Here is a 19,366-nt window from a genome sequence, read left to right on the forward strand (position 1 = left end):
CCCCGGGCGTCCCGGGCGTCCCGCGCGTCTCACAACGTCCCGAATGCCCGCGGTCGCGCCTTGCGGCATCCCTGGGATGCGAGACGCACGGCCGACGGGCCTGACCGAAGTCATGATCTCCATAGCGTTGCCGTCGATGTCACAACTTACGAACAGGAAAAGCACGATGACGGATTCTCAGAGCTGGACCGGGGCCGCCTACCACGTCGACCGCCCACAGGACGGCCTCGACGGACTGGCCGTCCGGGAGGAGCAGTTCGCGGCGCCCGGACCTCACGAGGTGCTGATACGGGTACGCGCGGCCTCACTCAACCGCCGGGATCTGATGCTTCTCGCCGGGACCTACCCGGTCCCGGCGACACCTGGCGTCGTTCCGCTCAGTGACGGTGCCGGCGAGGTCGTGGCGGTCGGCAGCGGCGTGCAACGCGCCAAGGTGGGCGACCGGGTGGCCGTGACCTACTTCCGCCGCTGGAACGACGGCCCGATGACACTGCCGCTGGTCGGCGAACAGTACGGGGCCAACCTGAACGGGATGCTGACCGGATACCAGGTGGTCGACGAGGAGTCGGTGGTACAAATCCCGGCGCACCTCTCCTACGAGGAGGCGGCGACGCTTCCGTGCGCCGGCGTGCTCGCCTGGTCGGGGCTGACGACCGGGCCGCGACCGATGAACGAGGGCGACACCGTTCTCGTGGTCGGCGCGGGCGCGGTGGCCTTGTTCGGCGTGCAGTTCGCCGCCGCCCTGGGCGGACGCGTCATTGTCGTGTCCTCCGGAGAGGAGAGGGCAAAGCGGCTGAAGGAGCTCGGCGCCGCCGAAGTGCTGGACCGGCAGCTGACGCCCGACTGGCACCTCGCGGTCGGTGAGCTCACAGCCGGACGCGGCGCCGACGTCGTGCTGGAGGCTGTCGGAGCCCCCAGCATCGCCAAGTCCATCCAGTCCATCGGCTTCAACGGGCAGCTCTCGGTGACCGGAGCCTTCCCTGGCGACGGAACGCTGATGGACCCCGACGTGTTCAACGGCCGCTTCTTCTCCTTGCAGCGGCTGGCGGTGGGCACCCGGAGCAGCTTCGAGCGCATGAACGCGACCCTTGCCGAGCATGCCCTCCACCCGGTGATCGACCGCGTCTTCACCTTCTACGAGGCGGTCAAGGCGTACGAGTACCTCAGCACCGGCGGTCCCTTCGGCAAGGTGGTGATCAGCATCCCCTGAGCCGGGTTGCCTCCTGCCCGGGTCCGTCACGGGCAGCGGTCCACCGCCATCACAGCGCTACAGAGTGGAGCAGGCCGAGCACACGGGGAGCGGTCTGCGTCCACCCCGCGAACACCTTCATCGAGGTCTCGCGGTTCACCGGGCCGGACGCTCTCCCATCCCTCGCACCGGCTCCGTGGATCGTCTCGATCGAGACGATCCGCGGCCGGCGTGCACCCATGAGCACGAGGTCACAGCCAGCCGACCTTCTTGATCACATCGGCTGCGACCTCGTCGACCGAGCGCGTCGTGGTGTCAAGGGTGAAGTCATCGACTGCCGCGCGGTCGAGGATCTTGGCCAGCTCGGTAGCCCTGGCCAAGTGCCAACGCAACGCCTCGGGCTCGTTCTCGTGGCGCCGCATGAGTCGCTGGTGGTTGACCGGCAGATCGACCTGGAGCCGGCACACCGAAAGGTCCGTCCCGACCGCATCGCCGCACAACTTTCGACCGTCCAAGTCCTCGATCACACCGGCGAGAACCAGCCGAACCGCCCCAGCAGCGAAGTAATTCTCGGCCATGCTGCGAAGGTTCCGCAGCATCAGGCCGAAGTTGAAGGGATCTTCCGGTGCCGCCGGCCATGACTGACACAGCCAGTCGAGGTCGATGACGGCATGGGGCACCCCCGCATCGGCGAGAAGGCCGCCCACGCTCTCAGCCACTGATGTCTTGCCGACGCCGACAGTGCCGTTGATCAGGAGAGAACGAGGTTCTGGAGAACTATCTGCTTGCATGCAGGAGACCCTACGTCCCAGCTCGCGAGGTGGCTCTGCCCACGCATCCGACGGTCCACCGTGGTGCTCGGACTGTGGAGGCCGGGCACATCGAGTTCATTCCGCCGACTGGCGCAGGCTCGCCGAACGGTCGTGCCCCGCCAGGTGGTGTCGTTGCCGTCGACCGCACTGTCAGCGATGGGCGTACGCCTGCTCGGTCTCGGGCTGCTTGGCCTGCCCCGCTCGGAAGGCTCTCCGGTAGGCGCCGGGTGTGGTGCGCAGGGCCTCGTGGAAACGACGGCGGAGGTTGACGGCGGAGGAGAGGCCTACGCGGTGTGCGATGGCTTCGACGGGGAGATCGGTCTCCTCCAACAGCGCACGGGTGGCGGCGATACGCCGGTCCATCAGCCAGCGCCCGGGGCTGATGCCCAGTTGATCGGTGAACCGCCGGGTCAGGGTACGGCCGGAGACCCCGGTGCGGGCCGCCATGTCGGCGAGACTGACAGGTTGGTCCAGGTTGTCGGTGAGCCAGTCCAGCAAGGGGGCCAGGGAGTCGGCGACAGGCCCACTTGTGGGCAGTTCGGCGTACTGAAGCTGACAGCCTTCGCGATGGGGCGGCATCACCAGGTGCCGGGCGATCCGCAGGGCGTACGCGGAGCCGAAGTCGGAACTGACCAGATGGAGACAGAGATCCACGGCAGCCGCCGATCCGGCGCTGGTGGCAACGTCGCCGTGGTCGACGTAGAGAACCGCGGGATCGACCCGCACCCGCGGGAAGCGGGCTGCCAGTTCGGCGGCCTCGGCCCAATGGGTGGCGGCCCGGCGGCCGTCGAGGAGCCCGGCGGCGGCGAGGACGAAGGCTCCCGAGCAAAGGGAGACGATCCGTGCGCCGCGTGCGTGCGCCTGGGACACCGCCGCGACGACGGCCGGTGGCACGTCGCCATCGCGCGGCTGCTGCCAGCCGGGGACCAGCACGGTGTCCGCGTGCTCGAGCGCTTCGAGGCCCGCCTCGACCAGCAGGTCGAAGCCGGCCCGGGTGGACACCGGCCCGGGGCGCGGAGTGCAGGTCTCGAATGCGTAGCGGACGGGGACAGCCGGGCTGTGGTCGCTGAACACCTCGCTCGCACAGGCAAGGGGAAAGGTGGGCTGCGGCGACTGGATGAGCGCCACAACCCGGTGCACTGCGGGCGAGTTCGGCGGCGAAACCGGGGTCATGGCGCGAAAGTACCTCATCGTGTCGTTCGAGACACTGAGATCGACTCATTGGTCCAGTCCAAAATCGGCCCTGTGACTTCCACAGCGACACACAGCACCCAGAGCGCCCCGAGCATCCCGGAATCCCCGCTGTGGGACCGGCGCTTCACGCCCTACTTCGCCGCCCGCGCGGTCTCGCTGCTCGGCGACGCGATGATGCCGGTGGCCGCCGCCCTCGCGGTCGGCGCGCTGTACGGGGTGTCGGGCGTCGGCCTCGTGCTCGGCGTGTGGACGGGCACGTTCGTCGTGCTGGTGCTGTTCGGCGGAGTGTTCGCCGACCGGTTCGGGGCGCGCCGGATGATGGTCGGCGCCGACCTCGTCCGGGTCCTCACCCAGGGCGTGCTCGCCGTCGCGTTCTTCACCGGAACACCGCCGTTCTGGCTCCTGGTGTCGATGGCGGCGCTGGCCGGCGCGGCGGTGGCGATGTTCCTGCCGGGAGTGAACGGCATGGTGCCGCTGGTGGCGGCCGACCCGCAGCGGGCCAACGCCACGCTCAAGGTGGCCGACGCCCTCGCCCACCTGCTCGGCCCGGCACTCGCCGGCCTGCTGATCGCGGTGACCAACGCCGGCACCGTGTACGCGATCGACGCCGGCACCTTTCTCCTCAGCGCCCTGTGCCTGGCGCTCATCCGGCTCGCCCCGAACGCCGCCGACTCCCCCGCGCGGACAGGGAGTTCGCTGCGGCGCGAACTGCGTCAGGGCTGGCGGGAGTTCCGTGCCCGCACCTGGATGTGGGCCGTGATCCTCATCTGGGTGGTCTACGGCGTGCTGGTCTTCGGACCGCTCGTGCCGCTCAGTTCGGCGCTGGTCGGTGAGCGGCTCGGCCCGAACGCCTACGGCCTGGCCGTCTCCTTCCTCGGCGTCGGCACGGTGCTCGGCGGGCTGCTGGCACTGCGCGTGCGCCCGGCACGGCCGCTGGCCGCCGGCGCGGTGGCCATGGCGCTGTACACCGTGCTGCCGCTGAGCGTGGCGGTGGGCTCCGAACTGCCGGTGCTCCTCGTGGGGCATGCGCTCGGCGGCGCGGCGCTGGCGTTCTGGTCGGTGATGTGGGCGACCAGCGTGCAGACCCACACCCCGCCCGAGGTCCTCAACCGGGTCTCCGCCTACGAGCTGGCGGGCTCGGTGTCCGGCATCGCCATCGGCCAGATCCTCGCCGGACCGGCCATCGAACTCGCGTCCCCCGCACGCCTGCTGACGGTGTCGTCCACCGTCTGCCTGGCCGGATGCGCGGCGCTGCTCGCCATCCCGGCGATCCGCGGGCTGCAATGCGCCGAGTGATCAGACGCATGACGCACTTCTCCACCCGGACGCCCGTACTGCGCGCCTTCGAGCGTGGGCCGACGCGGGCGTCCGGGACATCGGGGCGGCCGCGGGGGCCGGATCACCCCTGCTGCTTCGCCAAGTGGCAGACCGACCTGCTCGGAAAGGCCGAGGAGCGCGACGGCGAGCTGTCGGCCCGCTTGCGGGGCTCTCCGAGCGCGTTCCCAGGAAACCCGGGACGTCCCGGGAACTCCGCGGCCCCTGGCGTCGCCGCCCGCCGGACGCCGAAGGTGAAGGCCGGTCCGTACTCGACGGACCCTCACACCCTGTTCCTTGGAGATCCACATGAGGAAGTCCCTCGCCGGGTTCGCCGCCGTCGGCATCGTCACCGCCGCCCTGCTCACCGCCGCACCCTCCGCCTCGGCGGCCGGCTGCGTGACATCGGGACTCTGGACGGGCTTTCTGAGCCCCGGCCAGTCGGCGTACAAGGCCAGCAGCGGCTGCCGCGACCTGAATCTCACCTATTCCGATGACAAGAGCGGCGCCTACGGAGACGCGTACGCGGGCTACTACAGGGACGCCTACGGCTACTGGACCATCGGGTCGCGCGGCTACGTCTACGCCGACGACGGCCACCACGCCCTGAACGAGATCGTCCTGGTCTCCAACCTCACCAGCGGCCGGGAGTTCAGCGTCGCCAGCAAGTGGGACGGCGGCGACTGGGTCGAGATCACCCACTGACCGGCTCCGGTGGGCCCGCCGCGCGCCGAGCGACGGGCCCCCGGCCCCCTTTCACACCACACCCTGAGCCCACGAAGTGAGCCACGGCATGCCCCGACCCATCAGCCGCCCACGCGGCTCGCGCCGCCTCGGCGCTGCCGTCCTGTGCGCAGTGTTGGGCCTTCTCGTCGGCGCCTGCACCAGCCCCGCGGGCCCCGCGAGCGTGCCGGCCCCGGCCGTCCCGCAGCACCGCCCCGCGGCAATCTCGTACGACATGCCCGCGGACATCGCCTCCATGGTGCTGCCGACGACGGGGGTGGGTACCCGGTGGGCCCAAGGCCTCGATGCCTTCGGCAGGATCGCCGCCGCCTGGGGCGTCGACCGATGCGCGCGACGTCTCGGCGGGACCGTCCCGAACTCCCCGCCTCCGATGTTCACCCGGTACCAGGCCCTTCCCGACCTGGACTTCCTCGCCGTAAACGGCTTCGCGGGGAACGGCGTCGTGCCGGGCACGCCGCCCGCGACCCGTTCTACGACGGACACGCCCGCCGAGCCGAGCCCGGAGCTTCGCAAGTGCGTCGCCCAGGGCGCTGCGGTCAGACGCGAACTCATCGGGATCTACGGTCCGCTGCAGTCGGCCTGGTTCGCCGAGATCGCGGCGGTCGACCGCGCCCCTGAGGTCCGGCGGGCCTTCGCCGGCCTCGGCGACTGCTTCACCGCCCACCAGGTGAACGCGCGCGACGAGAGCGCCTTCCTCAACCTCGTCGACCAACGGCTGCAGGCCGCCGACGCCTCAGCCGCCCGCAGCCTCGGACCCATCTACGCCACCTGCATGAAGCCCGCGGAAGCAGCGAGGCTGCCACTCCGCGAGCAGGCGGCCGTGCGGTTCAAGACCTCTCACGCCGCCGAGATCGCGAGGGTGTGTGCCGAACTCCCCAAGAAGATAGCCGAGTTGGAGAAGCGCTACCGGATCCGGATCTCGTTCCCCAAGGCCTGATCCGCCAGGGCCGCGGCAGCGTTCAGGCCCCACACCGCTCGGCCACGGCGCTCCCCGACGTGACCGTGCCCGCGTGACGACGGCGTGTCAAGGAAGACGCGGTTCCATGGGCACCGGGAGCACGGTTGCCGCGGAAGCCGCCGTCGTAAGGCGCGGGCGCTGCCGCACGAAGCGTTGTCGGGTATCGGAGCCGGGCGTGAAAGCCGAGGGAAAACCGGCTCGGGGCCGTCCCGTTCATGCCGCACGGCTCCCGGCGTTGAGCAGGCGTTGACGTCGCGTTGAGCGGTCGGGCAATCATGCGCCGATGGCGTGAAAACGCGGAACGGGAAGAACGCGTGGCCACATGCCGTCGAGGCGCATTCCCCTCTTCAATGGAACCAGGAGTCGAACTATGTCAACAGGTAAGCGGATCAGGCTGGGAGCGTGCGCGGTGGTAGCGCTGGCTGCCAGCATGCTGGCCTCCAGCACCACGCCTGCGGCTGCGGTCGGGTACTACAGCGGCCTGCCCTATGTGACCGGGGGCGGAACCTTCACCGACGACTTCGGCGATGAAGGCATCCTGCAAGTCGGCGGGCCCGAGGGCAGCCGCGGCTCCAATGCCATCTGCCTGTGGCAGAGAATCCTGTGGGCTCACGGGTATCTCGCGGAGACGGAGATCGACGGAATCTTCGGCCTGAAGACCCAGGACGCCACAAAGAAGCTGCAGAGATGGTTCGGCCTCACCGCCGACGGGTCGGTGGGCAAGGGAACCTGGGGCGCTGTGGACAGCTGGAGCGGCGCGGGCCTGCGGTACGTATCCGGTAGTGAGGCAGACGGACAGAATCTGTATCTCCAATACCAGGGACCGTATTCTGGTTATCACCTCCCCCTTACGCGGGATCAGTACGGCCACTACCTTTTCATCGACCGCAAGGGGAATGTGAGGGCGGCCGGGTACGACTACAACTCGTGCAGCTGACCCACTAGATTTTCCGGAGCGGGCCGCGCCCCAGGCGGAGAATTCATGCGGATCATCTTCCGGTGCCGCAACTGAACGGAGTCCGGTTCAGGTCACCTCACGACGTCGGCGCCCGGACCGGATTCCCCCGGTCCGGGCGCCGCCCTTGCGCCGTGCTCCCCCGCTGTTCCCCCGTGATCCGGGAGTTACGGGCAGCCGGTCATGCTGTTGTAGTCCGCGAAGATGAACCCGTGGCTGTAGTCGGTGGAGAAGAAGTACCGGTTGGAGCCCGGCTCGCGGCCCAGGTACTGCTTCTTGTAGAGGATGGAGCCGCTGCTGCCGTAGTCGAGGTTCTGGGAGGCCTTGCCGAAGGTCTTGGGGCCGACGACGCCGTCCGCCTCGGAAGCGCCGAGGTGGTCGGCCTGCCAGCGCTTGGTGGCCTCCTGCGTCCTGGCGCCGAACTTGCAGTCGACGTCGGCTTCGGTGAGGTAGCCGTCCTGCCAGAGGACCATCTGCCACAGACCCGTGGCGCCGCTGCGCGGGTGCTGGGTGACGGAGAGCATGCCTTCGTCGGACCAGTCGTCGTGGATGGGGCCGGACCCGTCGACGTACCCGTTGGCCGTGGTCGCCTGCGCGGTGGTCGTGGTGACGCCGAGGACGCCGGCCGCGAGCGCCGCGGCAGCGAGCAGCGTGCCGGTCTTCTTCTTGAACATGTCTGTTCTCTTCCTTGCCTTCCGCGGGCCGCCTGCGTACGGGCCCGTTGCCGTCACGCACTTCACCGGATGTCTCCAACGACGACCCAACATCGGCCCAACGCCGCTCAGAATCCCTGTTCCGCAAGGCGTTCCAGGCCGAGGTGCTGGCGGGCGCGGGCCGGACAGCTCGGCGCAGGGCAGCGCGCGGGCGCCGTCCTTGAGCTGGACGTGGGCGTTGGCCACGTTGCCAGGGTGGAGGCCCGGGCAAGGCGGTCTCCGCGCTCCGTGAACAGCTGCAGGGCGCGCTCCAGTTCGTCCAGTGCCTCCTTGTCGCGGTAGGCCGTGCCGTGGGCGACGGCGGTCCTGCGGTGCATCCAGGCCAGGCCGAGGGAGTCGTCGTGGGCACGGGCGATGTCGGTGGCACGGGCGAGTGCCGCGTCCCACTCGCCGGTCCACCAGTGGGCGGCCGCATAGCCGAAAAGTCCGCTCGCGAGGTGGTGTCCAGGGGCGGGGGTGGCTGCCGCGCCCCTGCCTCGGATCAAACCGACTTGATCCAGAACGACTCCATCGGGATACCACGACCCGTGGTGCCGATCTCCATGGTCCCCCCGTAGTTGTAGAAGGTGGGTCCGGGCAGCCAGCCGATGTTCCTGACGTAGGCGTTGCCGTCCGGCGTGCCCATGGACACGTCGAAGTAGACCCGCATGGCCTCCATCGGGTTGTAGTAGCCAATGGTTCCGGTGGTGCCGATCTGGATGTCGTGGCCATTGCTGGCGCACTCGTAGTGGTCGTCCCAGCCGTAGTTGGACCGGTGGGCCTTGGCGCAGACCTTGAAGGAGTCGGTCCCGGAGTTGACATGGATGCGGACGGCTTCGAGGTTCAGCGCGCGATCTCGGGTGCCTGCCCATTCACCGTCGCAGTTCCAGTCCATCCACCCGATGTTCTGCACGTGTGCCTGGTAGCAGATGAAACCTGTGGGCGCGGACCGCGCGCTGGCCTGAGTGGCGCCGGTAGCAAGGGCGGCAACCGTCAGCGCAAGTGCGGCGAGTGTGCGTGTCACGTGTTTGAGCATGGCCATTTCCCGTGTGTGGTGTGTGGTGTGTGGTGTGTGGTGTGTGGTGTGTGGTGTGTGGTGTGTGGTGTGTGGTGCTCCCGGAGCACGTGGGCGGGCACGCCATCGGCTGCGGCCGTCCCCCGCGTACGGTCGGCCTTCCGCTCAACCGTCCAGGCCAGTCAGCCGGCAGGGTGCGCCTCCCTGGCATTGGTCCAGGTGGTGCTGGTCGCGAAGTACGTGTCGTAAAGCTCCTGGACATCCAGAAGGCTCTCGGGTGGGACCTTGCCGTAGGCGATGCGCTCGAGATGCCGGAAGTATTCGAAGCGCTCGACACCCGGGGTGATGACGATGAGGATGTCGGCGTCGTGGCCGGGTGCGGCCGCGAAGGCGTGGGCCAGGCCGGGCGGGACGATGACCAGGTCGCCGCGTTCGGCTGTGACGAGCTGTTCGCCGGACAGGAGCTGCGCGGTCCCGTCCAACAGGTAGAACAGTTCGGCCGAGTGGGCATGGTGGTGCGGCCGGGCACCGTCCGCGCCATGGGTGAGGGTGACCCGCTGCGTGGACAGGGCGCCACCGGTCGCGCTGCTGTCCGCCAGGAGCCGGACCGTGCTCGGGGCCCGGCCGATGACCTCGGCCTGCGCGGCGCGGACCACCACGGATTCATCGAAATCTCCAGTGATGAGGGACATCCTTCAATCCTCCGTGAGGGGTTCAGGTCGGCTCGACGCCGAGGAGTTGTGCCGATGTGCCGGGTCAGAGGGCGAACAGCAGGGCGGACGCCACCAACACCAGGACAGCGGTGGCGAAGTGGATGCCGAAGGCGATCGCCCGGGAACCGCCGTTGCGCAGCACGATCAAGGTGTCGCCCAGCGGCAGCAGCGCGACGACGAGCATGTACCAGGCTTCGGCGCGGGCTCCGACGAACGCAAGCAGGGCGAGACCGAGCAGGCCGTAACTGCCGTCACGCAGGCCCTTGATACGCAGGTAGGCGGTGGGACTGCCCGATGGGGACGCGACTCCGTACCCGTTGGCCGCGGCATGTGGGGAGTAGAGGAACCGCGCGCCGACGAACAGGACGAGCAGATCGAGAAGAATCGCGAGGGTGTATGCGGTGATCGTCATGGAGGTGTCACCGGTCCTGGAGCGTCGAAGGGGCGACGGTGGCCGCGCCCGCGGTGGATGGCTGCGGCTGGGCCTGCAGGCGCTTGCCGATCGTGATGAACAGCAGGACCAGACCCGCGGTCAGCAGGATGTGGCCGAGGCCTGCGATGCCTGATACGGCGGCGCCGCTGTCGCGCCCGAGGACCGTCAGGGTGCCGTGCAGGGTCATCATGCCGACGGTGATGACCAGGCCCGCGTTGTAGATCCAGAAGAACCAGCCGAACAGCGCACTGGCCGTCAGGGAGAACAGCTTCTCCAGCGCCAGCACGACGAGGAAGAACAGCATTCCCAGGGCGAGAACATGGGTGTGCACGACCCCCAGCTGGGTCTGCCCGGTGAAATGCTCGGCCTTGGTGAGTTCCCGGTAGTACAGGCCGCTGACCACACCGAGGATCATGTAGAGGTGGGCGGCGTTGAGGAGTTTCTTCATGCGCGGTTGCCTTCTTCGGGTGCGGTGTTCCACAGCTGACGGAGCAGGGCCGAGGGCGATGACGTCGACAATCAAGGGGCAACGACCGCGCTGCGCACGGGCGATCGGCCCGGCTCGGCATACGAACGGCATACGTGTGACTCCGCTGCCTCCGTCGATCCCGCTTCCGGATGCTAGGCCGACGCCGCACGGAGTGAGGCGCATCGCGTGCAGACCTCACGGACAACGCGTGCAGGAGCTGCGTGAGGGTGCGACCTGGAAGTGCCTTGAGGTCCCCGCCCACGCGGAATCCGTCGAGCGCCGTCCCCGGCTCACGCGCCCCGGACCGATGTGTCTTCTGTCCGCCAGGTCATACCCTCCGCCCGGACCCCATGGCCTCGGTGCGGTAAGCGTGCGGGGTGGTCCCGTAACTGGCACGGAAGGTCCGGTTGAACGACGCCGCACTGGTGAACCCCCACCGAGCGGCGATGACGTGAACGGCAAGATGACGCAGCTGCGGACGGGCCAGGTCGGCCCTGCAGCGCTCCAGTCGACGTCGGCGGATCACCGCCGCCACCCCTTCGCCCGCGCCAAGAGACTCGTCATGGCTCTGGAACAGCGTGTACAAGGTGCGCAGCGAGATGTGGTGATGATCGGCGATCGCACGGGGTGTCAGGCCCGGATCGCCCAGCCTCTGTTCGATGAAGGCGTCGATCCGACGCCGCATGACCTGCGCCCGGGCGCCGGCCGGTGTATGCACTTCCGCGCCCAGTTGCTGGCTCAGGCACGAAACGGCCAGCTCCACTGCCGAGTTGGCGAGCACACCCAGATCCAGGGGCCTGCAGTCCGGACCGCTCCCGGCCAAAGAGACCAGGAACTGGGCCAGGATGGCCCCCATGCCCGTGCCGCTGGACATGCGTCGTGCGAGCAGTCGGTCGATCTGCTGGGAGGGCAGTGGCATCCGCGCTTTGGGTATCTGCAGGACCAGGGCATCCACCGTGCCGCCGTCGAGGCCCGAACCGGACTTGTACGGGCGGGAGGTGTCCCACAGCACCATGTCCCCGGCGTACAGCTCCGCCTCGCTGTCCCCCTGCGCGTACCAGGCGGATCCCCTGGTCACCAGACCCAGTTGGTATTGCTCCGGATCCCCACGGCGGATCAGCGCCGGGGTGCGCCATGAACGCAGTGGTGCATACGAGAACCTCGACACCTGGGCCGCACCGAGGTCCAGGAAGGCACCTTCCGCATGAAATCCGGCAGCATCCTGCGGAGCGAACGCGGAAGGCATCAACGCGTTGGACACCGTCTGCGCAAACCAGTCGAATCTGTCCGTCACCGGCACCTGTACCGAGTCAGCACCATGCCACATCGTCAAGCCTCCAGCTTGCTTCTTCTACCCCGCTCGGTCTTCTCGCCCGACCAACGCAACGATCACTCGCGGCGCTGTATGCCGAGCCGACTCGGCCCGGCCGGGCCGCCTCGACCCCGTGCTCACCACCGGCGCCCCCGCGGCAGCGGCGGACGGGCCAGGTCCGATCGGCTCCAACGGCTGGCGCCGGCAGTACAGTTGGCGCACTCGAGATGCAGAGGAGTTCGCCGGTGCGGACAAGGGACAGCGACGTCGGTGGTCACGGCCCGCAGGCCGCGACCATCCGGTGGATACAGGTCGCGTTGTTCGGAGCCGTCGTTCTTCTGGTCGGGTTCCGTATCTGGGAGCGGCACCACGGAGGCGCGTCGAGCTCGATCACGTTCGGGCTGATGGGCGCGGCGGCACTGTCCATCGGCGCGCTGGAACACCATCGGTCGAACGCCGCCCGACGATCCCGTTGACCCGCCTCCCCGTCGACTCGGGGCGCCGGCCGCCCCGGTTCGCCCAGGGCCTGCCGGTCCCGGGCGCGCAGCGGCTCCTGGAGAGCACCGCACCCGACGGGTCAGGGGCGATCCTCTCGGGGATGCCCGTAGGCGACCTCACACGGCGTGCTCGACGTACTCGAAAACGATGCCACCAGGGTGTCGCACCGTGGCATTACGGCCGGTGGGGACCTGATGCGGGCCGGAGAGGATCTCGCCGCCGTGCGCATCGAGAAGATCGCCCAGGCCGTCGAGATCGTCGACGAGGACCGTGCTCCGCACGTCCCGAAAGGGGGCGAGGGCCTCCTCCGTACCCGCCACGACCAGGAACCCGCCGATCCCCGCCAGTTCCACGTCGGCGTAGGGGAAGCGCATCCTGACGTCCTCCCCGGTCAGCGCGCGCAGTGAAGGCAACGCCCGATCCAGATCGTCCACGTACAGCCGAGCCAGTGTCCTCAGTACCTTCACGCCCACCCCTGAAGATCAATTCGATATTCCCGAACTGTGGAATCGTGCGTCATCATAGACACAGACCCAAAGGAGGACGACCCGATGCCCGCACTGCCCCAGCCCCGGCCCCAGGACTTCGCCATCGCCACCGTGCTGCACGCACTCGGCGACCCGGTCCGCCTGGACCTGCTGCGACGCCTGGCCGCGGACGGAGAATGCACCTGCAGCCCGGAAGGCGTCACCGTGGCCCGCTCCACCCTGTCCAACCACTGGCGCATCCTGCGCGAAGCGGGCGTCATCTCCGTGCGCACCAGCGGGAAGACCCGCCTGGTCACCCTCCGCCGCCAAGAGCTCGACGCCCGCTTCCCCCGTCTGCTCGACGCCGTGCTGGACGAGGTCGACCGGCACGCCGACATCGCGTGACCCCCGCAGGTCAGGAACGCAGCCACAGCCGGACCGTGGTGGGGCCAGCGGTGTCGCCGAACACGTATGCCTCCTTTGTTGTATCGGGTCGCCACCGACCGAACTCCTCTGCGCGCCAAGGTGGTTCGCCGCACCGCCTTGCGACGGGCGGGCCGTCCGCGGTCGGAGCCCGGAGGCCGGCCGCCGACGCTTCCGCGGCGCCGCCGCATGGTCGGCCGCGTCTGCAGCACCGGGACGGTGTGCTTGGTCTGCCGAGGCCGCGGACAGCGCCGTCGGGATGATCTCAGCGGCGCCGCATGGGCGTGGCTGGAGCGGCACTTACCAAGAAGCGACCGTGCGAGACACTCGGTCGGACCGGTCCGCGCCGGTCCTCCCTGCTCGTCTCGCACGCGGCCCGGCTGTCATGGCGGCGTGGCACACTGACCGCTCAGGCAGCAGTTGTGGGGGGATGCGGTGGGTCTGGAGATCGAGAGCAGACCGTCGGAGCTGCCGTACATCGAGCGGGTCTGGCGCAGCCGCAGCGACGCGGTGGGCCGGATGACGTCGATCGCGGCATCGCACTGGGAGCTCGTCTTCTGGGAGCACGAAGGCCAGGTCCAGGCGGCCGTCATGGGCCCCGAACCCAGGGCTTGTCCGGCCGCCGTGCCCAAGGACGCCACGTTCTTCGGCATCAGCTTCGCGCTGGGTACCTCGATGCCGCACATACCGATCAGCCGGCTCGTGGGCGCCAGCGCGGAGATACCCGATGTGACGCGCCGCTCGGTCTGGCTGAAGGGCTCTGCCTGGCATCCGCCCGATTACGACAACGCGGAGGCGTTCGTACGGCGCATGGTGCGTGAGGGCATCGTGGACCGCGACCCGATCGTGCCCGCCGTGCTCGACGGCGCCGCTCCCGATGTCTCCGAGCGCACCCTCCAACGCCGCTTCGTCGCGACCACGGGGCTCACCCGGGGCGCCATCCGGCAGATCCAACGGGCCCGTGAGGCGGCGGTGCTGATCCAGGAGGGCACACCTGCCCAGGACGTCGTGCACCGGCTGGGCTACTTCGATCAGCCACACCTGGCTCGGTCCTTGACCCGGTACATCGGCCGGACCGCCACGCGGTTGAGCTGCCCGGACGCGACCGAACCCCTGTCGCTTCTGTACAAGCCCTCGTCCTCGATGCCCGCATAGGTTTCCTCACGTAGCCGGGCAGGCGGCCCGGAACTCATCACGGAGGAATCATGCGCAAGGTCGTTTCGAGTCCGTTCATCTCGCTCGACGGTGTCGTCCAGTCACCGGATCAGTGGCAGTTCGCCTTCGACGCGGAGATGGGCGCGGCGCTGGGGAAGGCGCTGGAGACGGCGGACACGATCCTGATGGGCCGGGTGACCTTCACCGAGTGGGCCGGCTACTGGCCGACGGTGACCAGCGGCGAGGACGCCGGTTTCGCCCGGTGGATCAACGAGTCCCCCAAGTACGTCGTCTCCTCCACCCTGGACAGCGTCGAGGACTGGGCCAACAGCACCCTCATCAACGGCGACCTGCCGGCCGCGATCGAGAAGCTCAAGGCGGGCGAGGGCAAGGACATCACCGTCGCGGGCAGCCCGACGCTGGTGCGTTCGCTGCTGGAGATGGATCTGCTGGACGAACTGGTGCTGCTGATCCACCCGGTGGTGGCCGGCGAAGGCCGGAAGAAGCTGTTCAAGGACGACACTGCTCTGAAGAAGCTGGAACTGGTCAGCGCCGAGCCCACCAGCAGTGGCGTGATCATCGCGACGTACCGTCCGATGCGCTGAGCGCTGGACCGTAGCGGCAGGCGGACAGCTCCGTTCCGGAGGACGTAGCGGACGGGTTGCCGACCGACGAGCTCGTCAGCCCGAGAGCGAGGCGGCTGCGACGGCGAGCAGCGAGCGTACGGCCGGGTCGGCGTGCGGCCGGTGCAGGGCCGCGATGGTGGTGGTGAGTTCGGGCGCCTCGTCGGTGAGCGGGAGGAAGCGGATGCCCGGGAAGGAGAGCGCGGCGGTGTGCTCGGGGACCAGGGCGACGCACAGACCGGAGGCGACGTAGCCGAGCAGGCCCGGCAGGTCGTCAGCGTAAGCCTGCAGGCCGGGGACGAAACCCGCGCGTTCGCATGCCTGGAGCACGCGCCGTGCCAGTTGCTGCAGTGGCCCGTCGCCGAGGCCGGCGAACTGGTGGTGGCGCAGGTCGGCGAGCGCGAGGCGCTCGTTCTTGGCGAGGGGGTCCGCCACGGGCAGGGCGGCGACGAGGCGTTCTTCGGTGAGCCGGTGGACCGTCAGGTCGTCCTCGTCGAGTTCGGGCTGGCGTACCAGCGCGAGGTCCACGGTGCCGCTGCGGACGAGCTCGGTCAGCGCCCCGCTGGATCCCTGCCGCACGTGCAGCCGCAGGCCCGGCAGTTGCTCGGCGGCGTCGGCGAGCACCCGCGGCAGGTGCCAGTGGCCGAGGCCGGTGACGAAGCCGACCCGCACTTCGCCCTCCTTGCCGGAGGCGATCCGGCGCGCGCGGGCGAGAGCGGACTCCTGCGCCTCCAGTATCTTTCGGGCGTCGGTCGCGAAGGCCTCACCGGCGGGGGTCAGGCTGACGCCCTGACTGCTCCGGTCGAGCAGGCGGGTGCCGATGATCCGCTCCAGGCGCTGGACCGCCTGACTGAGCGGTGGCTGACTCATCATCAGACGGCTCGCCGCGCGGCCGAAATGCTTCTCCTCGGCCAGGACGGTGAACTGTTCCAGCAGGCGGGGCGTGAGATCCATACGGTGAGCGTAGATCGACGCAGCTCACATGGTCTGTCGGTGCGGCCAGTTGCCCGGGCCCCGGTCGGCCGGGGGCCCGGGGCCGGGGACCCACGGGTCAACCGGCGAGCAGCGCCCAGACGTCGTCCGCGGCGAGCGCCTCGCGGCCCAGCCGTGCGCCCCAGTACGTCTCGTCACCGTCCTCGTCGCGCCAGGACCACAACCGGGTGGTCGCCAGGCGCAGTTCGCTGAGTTCGGTGAAGCCGATCGCGCCGTGCAGCTGGTGGGCGATACGGGCGATCTCGGCGACCGAAGCGGAGGCCTGCGCCTTGGCGGCGGCCACGGCGACCGGCGACAGGCCGCGGGCGGCGGCGTCCACGGCGGCACGGACCAGTGCACACTCCTCGATCAGGCGGGCCTCCTCCTGCTTGACGGCCTGGAAGCGGCTGAGCGGGCGGCCGAACTGGACACGGGTGGTGGTGTGTTGGACGGTCAGCTCGACGCAGCGCTCGGCGGCGCCGGCGATGAGCGCGGCGCGGGCGAGGGCGGCGCGGAGCTCGGCCTCGGCGAGCTCGGCCGGGGCGAGGGGGTGGACGTCGGCGGCGGCCACCGCGTAGTCGTGCAGGTGGAGGGTGTCGCGGGGCTCACCGGCGAGGTTGGTGCCGCGGACGACGGTGACGGTGGTTCGGCCTGTCTCGACCGGGAACAGGACAGGCCCGCCCGGACCCTGCGTCAGTACGAGGACCGTGGACGTGGCGCCGTACGGCACCCGGGGCAGGGTGCCCGAGACGTGCAGGGCGGCGTCCTCGCCCGAGGTGCCGACCGGGCCGACCCGGGTGACGGCGGGGTGGGCGTACGCGAGAGTGAGGCCGTCGGCGAGTGCGACCGTCAACGCGGTGTCAGGGAGGGCGAGTTCGAGGTGCCCGAGCACGGTATCGGCGAACGGGCCGGGCTCGGCGAGGCGGCCCGCCTCACGCAGGGCGGTGACGTGGGTGGTCAAGGTGGTGGTCATGACTGCTGCTCCAGACCGCGGGTGATGATGCCGCGAAGAATCTCGTTGGTGCCGCCACGCAGCGTGTAGCCGGGGCTGTGCAGGAGCGCGTAGGCGAGGTGATGGGGATACGAGCCGGGGGTGGCCGCGGTGTCGGCGGTGACCGGCAGGATGCGCCGTGCCTCGTGGACGAGCTCGCCTTCCAGGCGCGTGCCCAGGTCCTTGACCAGTGCGGCCCGCACGTCGGCGGGGCGGCCCGCGTCCAGCGCGTCGGCGACACCGAGCGAGAGCTGGCGTACCGCGAAGATCCGGGCGAGCAGGGCGCCGAGCCGGGCCTGTTGGTCGGGGGTCGCAGCGCCCCGGCGCAGTTCGCGCGTCAGTGAGACCAGCAGCGGGAAGGTGGACAGGTACCGCTCGGGCCCGCTGCGTTCGAAGGCCAGCTCGCCGGTGACCTGCTTCCAGCCGTCGCCCTCCTGGCCGAGCAGCATGCCGTCGGGAACCTCCACACCGTCGAGGTGGAACCAGTTGAAGGTGTGCTCGCCGGTGAGCAGACGGATCGGCTCCGTGCGTACGCCGGGGGCGCGCAGGTCCACGATGAACTGGCTGAGCCCCTGGTGCCGGTCCTCGCGCTCGCTGGTTCGGGCCAGCACGATCGCGTAGTCGTTGACGTGTGCGCCGCCGGTCCACTTCTTCGTACCCGTCAGCCGCCAGCCGCCGGGCACCCGTTCGGCGCGGGTCTGCACATGGGCCAGGTCGGACCCGGCCTCCTGTTCGCTCATGCCGATGGAGAAGAAGCAGCGCCCGGCGGCTATGGCGGGCAGGAACCGCTGCTTCTGCTCCTCGGTGCCGTGGGCCAGGATCGAGGGCCCTGCCTGGCGGTCGGCGACCCAGTGCGCCGAGACGGGAGCCCCGGCGGCGAGCAACTCCTCGATCACGACGACGCGGGCGGCGAACCCGCGCCCACCGCCCCCGTACTCGGGCGGCAACGCCATGCCGACCCAGCCGCGCCCGGCGAGCCGGTGGCTGAACTCCGGGTCCCAGCCGGTCAGCCAGGAGTCGGGACGGCCGAGCACCGTGCCGCGGGCGCGCTCCTCGACGAGGAACTCCCTGACCTCCCGGCGCAGTTGAACGGTGTCAGTGGTCGTGGTCATGGCACTGCTCCTTGTTCAGGTCGCTCGACTGGTTCAGCAGGGCGGGATCGAAACCGGCCTCGCGCAGCACCTCGTCGGTGTGCTCCCCGAGGGCGGGACAGGGGCGAACGGCCGGTTCGGGGTCGGCGGAGTAGCGCACCGGGCGGGCGATGGAGCGGTACCTGCCCTCGGTGGGGTGCTCGGCCTCGGCCAGCAGTCCGCCGTCGCGGGCGTAGGCGGTGGCGACAGCCGACTCCAGGCTGAGCACGGGAGAGGCGGGGATGCCGGAACCGTCGCAGAACTCCTGCCACTCGGCGCAGGTGCGCGTCAGCGTCATCTCCTCCAGCACCGGGTACATCGCGTCGGCGTTGCGGGCTCGCAGCGCGCGGTCGGCGAACCGTGGGTCGGCGACGAGCTCGCGGCGCCCGGCGAAGGTGCACAGGTCCCGCCAGTTGCGGTCGCTGTGCGGCAGGACGCACATCCAGCCGTCCGCCGTACGCTGCGCCCGCCGGGTGCGGCTGAGCGAGCGCGGCGCGCCGAACTCGCCCTCCATGACGGCCCCGGCCAGGTGCTCCACCAGGTTGAAGGCGAGCATGGTGTCGGCCATCGGCACCTCGATGTGCTGTCCGCCGCCGCCGCGCTCACGGTGCAGCAGGGCGGCGAGGACGGACTGACTGATCTGCAGTCCGCAGACCTTGTCGGCGATCAGACTGGGCACGAACCGAGGTTCTCCACCCGCCTGCTCGTTGAGCCACACCAGACCGGACACGGCCTGGATGATGTCGTCGTACGCGGCGTGGCCGCCGAGCGCGGAGTCCGAGCGGAAGCCCTGCGCGTTGACGTACACCAGAGCGGGGTTGATCGCCCGCAGTTCCTCGTACCCGAGCCGGAGCCGGGCCAGGGCCTGCGGGCGGACGTTGGTCACGAACACGTCCGCCGTACGGATCAGGGCGAGCAGCGCGTCGCGGCCGTTCGGCGCCTTGAGATCGATGACCGCGCTGCGCTTGTTGCGGTTGAGATTGAGGCCGGCGCCGCCCATGGCGGGGTGCCGGGCCGGTGGATAGTGGCGGGTCATGTCTCCGCCCGGGGCCTCGACCTTGATGACGTCAGCACCCAGGTCACCGAGTTGTTGGGCGGCATACGGAACCATGATCACGCTGCCCAGTTCGACGACGCGGACTCCGGAAAGCATTCCTTTCACGGCATTCCCTTCATGGAATTCCTGTCGGTCGTTGCGACACCTTCAAGAAAAGTCCGAACCGCAGGGCGTGTCCAATACCGGCCACCCGAGAAGCCGATAGCGGACCGGATATGACAGCAGGTCAGCCCACACGTATAGGGCATTG

The 19,366-nt window shown here is 69.6% G+C and carries 23 protein-coding genes; 9 read left to right on the top strand and 14 right to left on the bottom strand.

Going from position 1 to position 19,366, the window contains the following annotated elements; genetic code table 11:
• Positions 1-43: 43 nt before the first annotated feature.
• Positions 44-1,210, top strand: a complete 1,167-nt coding sequence (locus tag J3486_RS08955) for an NAD(P)-dependent alcohol dehydrogenase (protein ID WP_229377685.1) — start codon at positions 44-46, stop codon at positions 1,208-1,210.
• A gap of 230 nt (positions 1,211-1,440) precedes the next feature.
• Here J3486_RS08955 and J3486_RS08960 read toward each other — a convergent pair whose 3' ends face one another.
• Both J3486_RS08960 and J3486_RS08965 read right to left on the bottom strand, forming a co-directional pair.
• Positions 1,441-1,980, bottom strand: coding sequence for a hypothetical protein (locus tag J3486_RS08960; protein ID WP_207819612.1), 540 nt, complete (start codon positions 1,978-1,980; stop codon positions 1,441-1,443).
• Between the two features lie 171 nt (positions 1,981-2,151).
• The gene (locus tag J3486_RS08965; protein WP_207819613.1) at positions 2,152-3,174 is read right to left on the bottom strand and encodes a GlxA family transcriptional regulator; all 1,023 of its coding nucleotides are present in this window, start codon (positions 3,172-3,174) and stop codon (positions 2,152-2,154) included.
• Positions 3,175-3,246: 72 nt separating this feature from the next.
• Here J3486_RS08965 and J3486_RS08970 point away from each other — a divergent pair, with 72 nt between their 5' ends.
• The 4 genes from J3486_RS08970 to J3486_RS08985 all read left to right on the top strand — a co-directional run bounded on the left by J3486_RS08970 (position 3,247) and on the right by J3486_RS08985 (position 7,148).
• Positions 3,247-4,491, top strand: coding sequence for an MFS transporter (locus J3486_RS08970; RefSeq protein ID WP_307804740.1), 1,245 nt, complete (start codon positions 3,247-3,249; stop codon positions 4,489-4,491).
• A gap of 327 nt (positions 4,492-4,818) precedes the next feature.
• On the top strand, positions 4,819-5,214 hold the full coding sequence (locus J3486_RS08975) for a hypothetical protein (RefSeq protein WP_207819615.1): 396 nt from the start codon (positions 4,819-4,821) through the stop codon (positions 5,212-5,214).
• Between the two features lie 88 nt (positions 5,215-5,302).
• On the top strand, positions 5,303-6,190 hold the full coding sequence (locus tag J3486_RS08980; protein ID WP_207819616.1) for a hypothetical protein: 888 nt from the start codon (positions 5,303-5,305) through the stop codon (positions 6,188-6,190).
• A 391-nt stretch (positions 6,191-6,581) separates the two neighbouring features.
• A complete protein-coding gene (locus J3486_RS08985) occupies positions 6,582-7,148 on the top strand; it encodes a peptidoglycan-binding protein (RefSeq protein ID WP_207819617.1) in 567 nt (188 codons plus the stop codon).
• Between the two features lie 185 nt (positions 7,149-7,333).
• On the opposite strand, the gene J3486_RS08990 is transcribed toward J3486_RS08985, so the two are convergent.
• From J3486_RS08990 to J3486_RS09020, 7 genes are all read right to left on the bottom strand, one after another.
• The gene (locus J3486_RS08990) at positions 7,334-7,840 is read right to left on the bottom strand and encodes a peptidoglycan-binding protein (protein ID WP_207819618.1); all 507 of its coding nucleotides are present in this window, start codon (positions 7,838-7,840) and stop codon (positions 7,334-7,336) included.
• 107 nt (positions 7,841-7,947) lie between these two features.
• Positions 7,948-8,364 (bottom strand): hypothetical protein, encoded by a 417-nt coding sequence (locus tag J3486_RS08995; RefSeq protein ID WP_207819619.1) that lies wholly within the window; start codon positions 8,362-8,364, stop codon positions 7,948-7,950.
• Positions 8,361-8,882, bottom strand: a complete 522-nt coding sequence (locus J3486_RS09000) for a hypothetical protein (protein WP_207819620.1) — start codon at positions 8,880-8,882, stop codon at positions 8,361-8,363. Before J3486_RS09000 ends, J3486_RS08995 begins: the two co-directional genes overlap by 4 nt.
• Positions 8,883-9,055: 173 nt before the next feature.
• Positions 9,056-9,565 carry a cupin domain-containing protein gene (locus J3486_RS09005; protein ID WP_207819621.1) on the bottom strand — a complete coding sequence of 170 codons (510 nt, stop codon included), beginning with the start codon at positions 9,563-9,565 and terminating at the stop codon, positions 9,056-9,058.
• Between the two features lie 64 nt (positions 9,566-9,629).
• Complete coding sequence (locus J3486_RS09010) at positions 9,630-9,998, bottom strand: DUF4267 domain-containing protein (protein ID WP_207819622.1); 369 nt, start codon at positions 9,996-9,998, stop codon at positions 9,630-9,632.
• A gap of 7 nt (positions 9,999-10,005) precedes the next feature.
• Positions 10,006-10,467, bottom strand: a complete 462-nt coding sequence (locus J3486_RS09015) for a DUF2871 domain-containing protein (protein ID WP_207819623.1) — start codon at positions 10,465-10,467, stop codon at positions 10,006-10,008.
• A gap of 349 nt (positions 10,468-10,816) precedes the next feature.
• The gene (locus tag J3486_RS09020; protein ID WP_207819731.1) at positions 10,817-11,815 is read right to left on the bottom strand and encodes a helix-turn-helix domain-containing protein; all 999 of its coding nucleotides are present in this window, start codon (positions 11,813-11,815) and stop codon (positions 10,817-10,819) included.
• A 230-nt stretch (positions 11,816-12,045) separates the two neighbouring features.
• Between J3486_RS09020 and J3486_RS09025 the strand changes: the two genes are divergently transcribed.
• Entirely contained in the window at positions 12,046-12,276 is a 231-nt protein-coding gene (locus J3486_RS09025; RefSeq protein WP_207819624.1) for a hypothetical protein, read from the top strand.
• A gap of 138 nt (positions 12,277-12,414) precedes the next feature.
• On the opposite strand, the gene J3486_RS09030 is transcribed toward J3486_RS09025, so the two are convergent.
• On the bottom strand, positions 12,415-12,765 hold the full coding sequence (locus tag J3486_RS09030; RefSeq protein WP_207819625.1) for a VOC family protein: 351 nt from the start codon (positions 12,763-12,765) through the stop codon (positions 12,415-12,417).
• Positions 12,766-12,849: 84 nt separating this feature from the next.
• On the opposite strand from J3486_RS09030, the gene J3486_RS09035 reads away from it, so the two are divergent.
• The 3 genes from J3486_RS09035 to J3486_RS09045 all read left to right on the top strand — a co-directional run bounded on the left by J3486_RS09035 (position 12,850) and on the right by J3486_RS09045 (position 14,948).
• A complete protein-coding gene (locus J3486_RS09035) occupies positions 12,850-13,170 on the top strand; it encodes a helix-turn-helix transcriptional regulator (RefSeq protein ID WP_207819626.1) in 321 nt (106 codons plus the stop codon).
• A 453-nt stretch (positions 13,171-13,623) separates the two neighbouring features.
• Entirely contained in the window at positions 13,624-14,343 is a 720-nt protein-coding gene (locus J3486_RS09040) for a helix-turn-helix domain-containing protein (protein WP_207819627.1), read from the top strand.
• A 50-nt stretch (positions 14,344-14,393) separates the two neighbouring features.
• Positions 14,394-14,948: a dihydrofolate reductase family protein gene (locus J3486_RS09045; RefSeq protein ID WP_207819628.1), complete on the top strand. Its 555-nt coding sequence runs from the start codon at positions 14,394-14,396 to the stop codon at positions 14,946-14,948.
• 75 nt (positions 14,949-15,023) lie between these two features.
• On the opposite strand, the gene J3486_RS09050 is transcribed toward J3486_RS09045, so the two are convergent.
• The 4 genes from J3486_RS09050 to J3486_RS09065 all read right to left on the bottom strand — a co-directional run bounded on the left by J3486_RS09050 (position 15,024) and on the right by J3486_RS09065 (position 19,212).
• Positions 15,024-15,920: a LysR family transcriptional regulator gene (locus tag J3486_RS09050; protein WP_207819629.1), complete on the bottom strand. Its 897-nt coding sequence runs from the start codon at positions 15,918-15,920 to the stop codon at positions 15,024-15,026.
• Positions 15,921-16,017: 97 nt separating this feature from the next.
• A complete protein-coding gene (locus J3486_RS09055) occupies positions 16,018-16,911 on the bottom strand; it encodes an acyl-CoA dehydrogenase family protein (RefSeq protein WP_207819630.1) in 894 nt (297 codons plus the stop codon).
• On the bottom strand, positions 16,908-18,041 hold the full coding sequence (locus tag J3486_RS09060; protein ID WP_207819631.1) for an acyl-CoA dehydrogenase family protein: 1,134 nt from the start codon (positions 18,039-18,041) through the stop codon (positions 16,908-16,910). Before J3486_RS09060 ends, J3486_RS09055 begins: the two co-directional genes overlap by 4 nt.
• On the bottom strand, positions 18,025-19,212 hold the full coding sequence (locus tag J3486_RS09065) for a CaiB/BaiF CoA-transferase family protein (RefSeq protein WP_207819632.1): 1,188 nt from the start codon (positions 19,210-19,212) through the stop codon (positions 18,025-18,027). Before J3486_RS09065 ends, J3486_RS09060 begins: the two co-directional genes overlap by 17 nt.
• Between the last annotated feature and the right edge of the window lie 154 nt (positions 19,213-19,366).

The organism is Streptomyces sp. VRA16 Mangrove soil, from assembly GCF_017377775.1.
Lineage (GTDB): Bacteria > Actinomycetota > Actinomycetes > Streptomycetales > Streptomycetaceae > Streptomyces.